Raw genomic sequence first — 6,618 nt, forward strand, 5'->3', positions numbered from 1 at the left:
CACCCACCCACCCACCCACAACGGCGTTGACAGCACCCACCTCTCATGGACGGACGCCAGGCCGTCATCATCTCCGCACTGATCGAGGGCAACTCCGCCGAGAGCAGCAAACTACTGGCGGAGAGCCTCGCCAGACCTTCTTGGCAAGACCGGCAAACATGGGTCTGACCGGGATATTCGGTTGCAAATCTGGCGAAGCGCTGCCCGTCGAGGCCCGAACCGCCTTGTTCAGACCTATCTTCTTCGGCGCCGGTGTCCTGCCTGGGCCGGAGGGCCGTACATCGGGACCAAGCGCCTTCATCTGCCTTCGCCGCCACCCAGCCGCAGCGTGGACCGTTGGGCACATCCATGTGCACACCGTCGCCATCGCGGTCCCTAGCGACGGACGGCAGCTGCTCCTCGACTGCTGGCGGACGAGGCCAGCAGGCCCAGGAACCTCGTGCTCCGTCGACCGGGGCCGATTTCTAGAGAACCAGGTACGTCGAGATGCTAGGCACGACGGGAGCGCCTTGGCCGGTACATGTCAGCCAGGTCCGTAGGATCAGGCTCGTGGGCACCCCGGACAAGACTCAGCTCACCGAGGCGGAGATCCGCACTCGGTACATCACCCCGGCCTTGAGCGCTGCCGGCTGGCCGCTGACGGCACTACGTGAGGAGTACTACTACTTCTCCGCGGGACGTATCCAGATTAACGGCAAGAAGGGCGTCCGCCGGAAGCCGAAGAAAGTGGATTACCTTCTCGAATGGAGACCAAACCTGCCAATCGCCGTGGTTGAGGCAAAGGATAATAACCATCAGCCGGGTGACGGGATGCAGCAGGCGATCGAATATGCAGAGCAGCTTGACGTTCCCTCGGTGTTCACAAGCAATGGGGACTCATTCGTATGGCACGATAGGACTGGCCTGCGACCGGAGGTCGAGGTCGAGATACCTCTTGACAAGTTCCCCTCGCCGCAGGAACTGTATTCGCTGTATAAGTCGTGGAAGGGCATCTCCGACGAGGATGAGCCGGTCCTGGCCAGCCGATTTCACGATGACGGCTCAGGCCGCAGGCCCAGGTATTATCAGCGAATTGCTGTGAACCGGACAATGGAGGCTATAGCCAAGGGACAACGCCGCCTGCTGCTTGTCATGGCTACCGGTACCGGGAAAACATACACCGCCGCACAGATCATCTGGCGATTTATGGCGGCCTTCAAGACAATCAATTCAACCAAGACTCAGGCCCGCGTCTTGTATCTGGCTGACCGCAACATCCTAATCGACCAGACGATGATGAATGACTTTGCCATGTTCAAAGGGCGGATGGCGAAGCTCAGCACGTCACACAAGACGATCACTAGGCTTGCACCCGTCGAGAACGACGGGGTGAGCCTCAAAGCCATTGACAAGAGTTTCGAACTCTACATGGCGCTATATCAGGCCGTTACTGGCAGCGATGAGGTCGACAACATCTATAAGCAATTCTCGGCGGATTTCTTCGACCTGGTCGTCGTGGATGAGTGTCATCGCGGGAGTGCCCGCGAGAACAGCGCCTGGCGTGAGGTGTTGGAGTATTTCAGCTCGGCGATCCAGCTCGGCATGACTGCAACACCGAAGGAAACGAAGGATGTCAGCAACATCGATTACTTCGGCGATCCGCTATACACCTATTCCCTAAAGCAAGGAATCGATGACGGCTTCTTGGCACCCTACAAGGTGATCCGCACGGCCCTCGACATCGATGCATTCGGGTGGAGGCCGATTCGGGGACAGCTCGACGATCGGGGTGTTCTGATACCCGACCGGCACTATTCCGGGAATGATATTGACAACTCCATCGTCTTTCCCGCTCGAGATATCGCCGTTGCCGAAAAGATCACGGAGTATCTCAGGCGGACGGACCGATTTGCAAAGACGATTGTCTTCTGTGAAGACATACCGCACGCCAACCGGATGCGTCGAGCCCTTGCGAACCTCAACGCAGATGAGGTTCGCAGGGATTCACGCTACGTCATGCAGATCACTGGGGATGACGCCCAGGGAAAACAAGAGCTGGATAACTTCATCGACCCTGAGATGACCTATCCGGTCATTGCCACGACGTCGAAGCTCTTGGCGACCGGCGTCGACGCTCAAACATGCAAGCTCATCGTGCTAAACGCAAATGTCGAAAGCATGACGGACTTCAAACAAATGATAGGCCGAGGAACGCGCGTTCGAACCGAGTATGACAAGTGGTTCTTCGTTATCATGGATTTCAAGAACGTTACGCGCCTATTCGCGGACGAGGACTTTGATGGTAACCCAATAAAGGTCTACGAGTTGCCGCCGGACGGCGACATGAGTATCGCTGTCGAGGAACTCAACGACGGCGATGATGCCGAATCTGGCGACATGGACGCGTGGGCCGAACGACCGGAGACGCGTAAAACTCGACGGCGGCAAATAGTCGTCAGCGGACAAGCGGTGACCGTCATCGGTGAGCAAGTGCACATGCTCGGCTCAGACGGCAGGCCCATAACGACGAACCTCAAGTCCTTTACCCGCAAGAACCTGACGGAGGCGTATCCGACCATTGATGCATTCGTTGCAGACTGGTCGGCAGCGGTGCGGCTATCCGACCTGTTAGACGATCTCGCGGGATTGGGCATACCACTGGAGGACCTGGCGGAACATTCGGACCCCGATTTAGATCCGTTCGACATTGCAATTAGCATCTATTCTGGGAACACGCCGATTCGACGTATGACCCGGGCTAACGCTGTAAGAAATGGCGATTTCGTTGCGAAGTATCAGGGCGGTGTGCGTTTGGTCTTGGAGTCACTCCTCGATAAGTATGTCGAGACAGGGATTCGGCCTATCGAAGACCTCGGCATATTGCGCGTTGAGCCCTTCAGTTCTATGGGGCGGCCCATGGAACTGATCCAACTGTTCGGTACTCGAGAGACCTACCTCAAGGTTGTTCGTGACCTTGAGCGACAGCTGTACCAGGAGAAACTGTGATTTCGTCCACGCTAATCAAGTCCATTCAGGACATTATGCGGCAGGACCAAGGCGTCGACGGCGATGCTCAACGCCTCAGCCAGCTCGTCTGGATGATCTTCCTGAAGATCCTTGACGACACCGAGCAAGAGCTTGAGGTCATGGCCGACGGCTATGTCTCCGCGATACCCGCGAAGTATCAATGGCGGGCCTGGGCTGGTAACGAGGAAGGGCTCACGGGTGATGAACTCAACTACTTCGTCAACAATGATCTGTTTCCGGCGCTCAGGAGCCTGACGGGCGGAAGCAACCCTCGGACACTCATAGTGCGAGAGGCGTTCGAAGACTCCTACAATTATATGAAGAGTGGCACGCTGCTCCGGCAGGTAATCAATAAGATTAACACCATTGACTTCAATGCTCGGGCAGATAGGCATCAATTCAATGAGCTGTACGAAAAGCTGCTTAAGGATCTTCAAAGTGCAGGTAACGCAGGCGAATACTACACTCCGCGTGCCTTGACCCAATTTGTAGTTGAGATGGTCGACCCCAAGGTCGGGGAGACCGTGCTGGATCCCGCTTGCGGGACGGGCGGTTTCTTGGCCAGTGCAATTGACCACATGCGCCCGCAGGTGCGGACAGGCGAAGACGAAACCCTGCTTCAATCGTCTCTGCGGGGCATAGAGAAGAAGCAGCTACCTCACCTGCTTTGTCTGACGAACATGATCCTACATGGAATCGACGCTCCCACGTTGATTCGACGAGCGAATACCCTAAATAGGCCGCTTCGAGACTATGGTCCTGACGATCGAGTCGATGTTGTGATCACGAACCCCCCATTCGGGGGCGTGGAAGAGCCCGGCGTGGAGCAAAACTTTCCACAACGGTTCCGAACACGAGAGACTGCCGATTTGTTCCTCGTGCTGATCATGCGGCTGCTAAAGGATGGCGGTCGTGCCGGCATCGTGCTTCCAGACGGCACGCTGTTCGGCGAAGGCGTTAAGACGCGTATCAAGCAGGAGCTGTTGGAAGAATGCAACCTACACACGGTTGTTCGGATACCGAATAGTGCCTTCGCCCCATACACGAACATCGCTACGAACTTGCTCTTCTTTGTAAAGGGCGAACCCACGAAAGAGGTTTGGTTCTATGAGCATGACCTCCCTGTGGGGCTGAAGAACTACAGCAAGAGCAAGCCAATCACCGCAGCTGAATTCGCTCCGGAGCGGGCGTGGTGGACGTCCCGGACCGAGTCTGACCGAGCCTGGCGAGTTTCGATCGAGGAGATACGACAAAGGAACTTCAATCTGGACATTAAGAATCCCAGGGCAACTTCGAGTGAGCAGGTGAGTCTTACTGACTTAGTAGATGCTTATCGCCAGAAGCAAGAAGCGGCGTCAAAGACACTTAGTGAGATCCGCGCCCTTCTGCGACAGGCATTGGAGAGTCATGAACAGTGAGAGCTTGCGGAGCATAATTGAACAGCTTGACGACCTGGTTCGGATGCCGAGCGGCATTGAGGAAGTAAGACGGGCGTTGGTTGATGTCGCTCTGTCAGGTCGACTAGTTAGTTCTACTTCCGGAGAGTCGGTTGAAGAACTCCTCGCGAATATCGCCGCGGAGAAGGCTTCCCTGGGGTTGAAGGGCGGTGTGACTGCGCTTGAAGTCTCCAAGTATGACGTTTTGTTGCCGGATAACTGGCGCCTCGTCGCTCTGGGCGACATTCTTGCTCACTGTAGAAACGGCACCTCGGCCAGCCCCAACGACATTGGTCAAGGATTCCCGCTGCTCCGGATCAGCGCCGGCACCTCGCGCCGTGATGGCTTCGTCGAGCTGTCAGACCACAAGTTCGCTGCTATGACGCCGGATGAAGCTGCGCCGTACGCCGTTCGACCGGGTGATCTTCTAGCGTGCCGCTTCAACGGGAACCTGCATTATGTGGGAAAGGTGTCGCAGGTGCCCGCAGATGTCGAAGGTGTCATACTTCATCCTGACAAATTGATCTGCTTGCGGGCGCTTGTTGTGTCCCACGGCTACCTTCGGCACGTCATTAACTCCAACTTCGTACGCTCGCAAATCGAGAGCGTTGCGGCGACCACAGCAGGCAACATCGGAATCAATGGCAAACAGCTCAAGGCGCTTGCTATTCCACTAGCCCCGTTGGCGGAGCAAGCGGAGATCGCGGCTCGCCTGGACGAGCTATTCGCGTTGCTTGATCGACTGTCTGATCAGTATTCCGAAGCCAATGAAGCGCGTCGGGTTTTGAGCCGCTGTGCCCTTCGCGAGCTCGGTGAGACAGGCACCACCACGCTTGCACTCGAGGACCTAGTTCAGACACCTGACGATGTCAAGGCACTCGAAGAGGCGGTCCTTGAGCTGGCCGTGCGCGGTCATTTCTCCACGTACGAGCCGTGCGACGGGTCCGCCGGCGAGGGCGTTGCCGGATCCGATGACGGAGCCCTTGATTCTGCTGTCTTGGTCGATGCCCAGGGCAATCAGATTGATGCCCCGTACACCCTTCCGGGTAGCTGGCGATGGGTGGCCTTCGGGTCAGTCCTCACTGGCATCGAGGCTGGCTGGAGTCCAAGCGCCCAGAGCCGACCGAAGGAAGCGGAAGAGTGGGGTGTACTTAAGGTCAGTGCGTGTTCGTGGGGGGAGTTCAAGCCTTCAGAGAACAAGGCTCTCATGCCGGGCGAGGTGCCCCGGACACACTTGGAAGTGCAGTCTGGCGATTTCCTTATATCGCGAGCGAATACGTCCGAGCTAGTTGGACGAAGCGTGGTCGTAGGTGACACGCCGTCCCATCTGATGCTTAGTGATAAGACCCTACGCCTCTCTGTCGTAGCCACTTGTAACTCGCGATACTTGAATCTAGCGAACCTGGCCTCAGCAGCGCGGGCTCATTACGAGCGAGAGGCGACTGGAACTAGTAGTTCGATGAAGAATGTTTCACAGCGGGTCATTAGGCGTACGCCCATTCCGCTTCCGCCCCGCGGCGAGCAAGACCGAATTGTTTCGACCGTCCAGCGATTTTCGGACTTGTTGCGGAGGCTACGCACAGAACTTTCATCATGATCCCTCGCGGTACTGACTGGACCCCGGTTTTTGGTCCACGGCTTATGAGAGTGTCTCTTGGTTTTTGATCCACTGCTGGTGGAAGGCCTCGGGGGTGAGGCCGCCCAGCGAGCCGTGGGGTCTGTAGGTGTTGTACTCGATGCGCCAGTCCTCTGCCAAGACCTGCACTTCCAGCAGCGTGTTGAACTGTTCGCAGACCAGCAGCTCGTCGCGGAAGCGGCCGTTGAACGACTCGCAGGTCCCGTTCTGCCACGGCGAGCCAGGGTCGATGTAGGCCGGGTCGACGCCGGTGAAGCGGCACCAGTCGGCCAGGGCGTGCGCGGTCAGCTCCGGGCCGTTGTCCATCCTGATGTGCGCAGGTTTGCGCCCGAGCGTGGCGACCAGGCCGTCCCGGACGGCCACGGTGGCATCGGCGGTGAACGAGCGGGCCGCCGTGGTGGCCAGAGCTTCGCGGGTGTACTCGTCGATGATGTTGAGGAACCGGACCTGCCGGCCGTCGACGGTGACGTCGACCTGAAAGTCCAACGCCCACATGTGATCGGGCCGCTGTGCCTTGAGCCGTTGATGCCGCGCCGGTCC

The 6,618-nt window shown here is 57.6% G+C and carries 4 protein-coding genes; 3 read left to right on the forward strand and 1 reads right to left on the reverse strand.

Annotated features, from left to right (window positions below):
- Positions 1-549: 549 nt before the first annotated feature.
- The 3 genes from hsdR to DM816_RS43290 are packed head-to-tail and all read left to right on the forward strand — an operon-like array spanning position 550 to position 6,039.
- Positions 550-2,985, forward strand: a complete 2,436-nt coding sequence (gene hsdR / locus DM816_RS39275) for an EcoAI/FtnUII family type I restriction enzme subunit R (protein WP_117215556.1) — start codon at positions 550-552, stop codon at positions 2,983-2,985.
- A complete protein-coding gene (locus DM816_RS39280) occupies positions 2,982-4,424 on the forward strand; it encodes a class I SAM-dependent DNA methyltransferase (RefSeq protein ID WP_117215557.1) in 1,443 nt (480 codons plus the stop codon). Before hsdR ends, DM816_RS39280 begins: the two co-directional genes overlap by 4 nt.
- Positions 4,414-6,039: a restriction endonuclease subunit S gene (locus DM816_RS43290; RefSeq protein ID WP_162908304.1), complete on the forward strand. Its 1,626-nt coding sequence runs from the start codon at positions 4,414-4,416 to the stop codon at positions 6,037-6,039. The genes DM816_RS39280 and DM816_RS43290 overlap by 11 nt, the downstream gene beginning before the upstream one ends.
- 42 nt (positions 6,040-6,081) lie before the next feature.
- On the opposite strand, the gene DM816_RS39285 is transcribed toward DM816_RS43290, so the two are convergent.
- Positions 6,082-6,618: integrase core domain-containing protein (locus DM816_RS39285; protein WP_162908305.1), on the reverse strand; the 537-nt coding region annotated here is incomplete at its 5' end.

This window comes from Allorhizocola rhizosphaerae, from assembly GCF_003426775.1.
In the GTDB taxonomy this organism is placed as follows: Bacteria; Actinomycetota; Actinomycetes; order Mycobacteriales; family Micromonosporaceae; genus Allorhizocola; species Allorhizocola rhizosphaerae.

Coding starts and splice junctions, on each gene's coding strand:
- DM816_RS43290 (WP_162908304.1), top strand. CDS start 4,414: ATGAACAGTGAGAGCTTGCGGAGCATAATTGAACAGCTTGACGACCTG.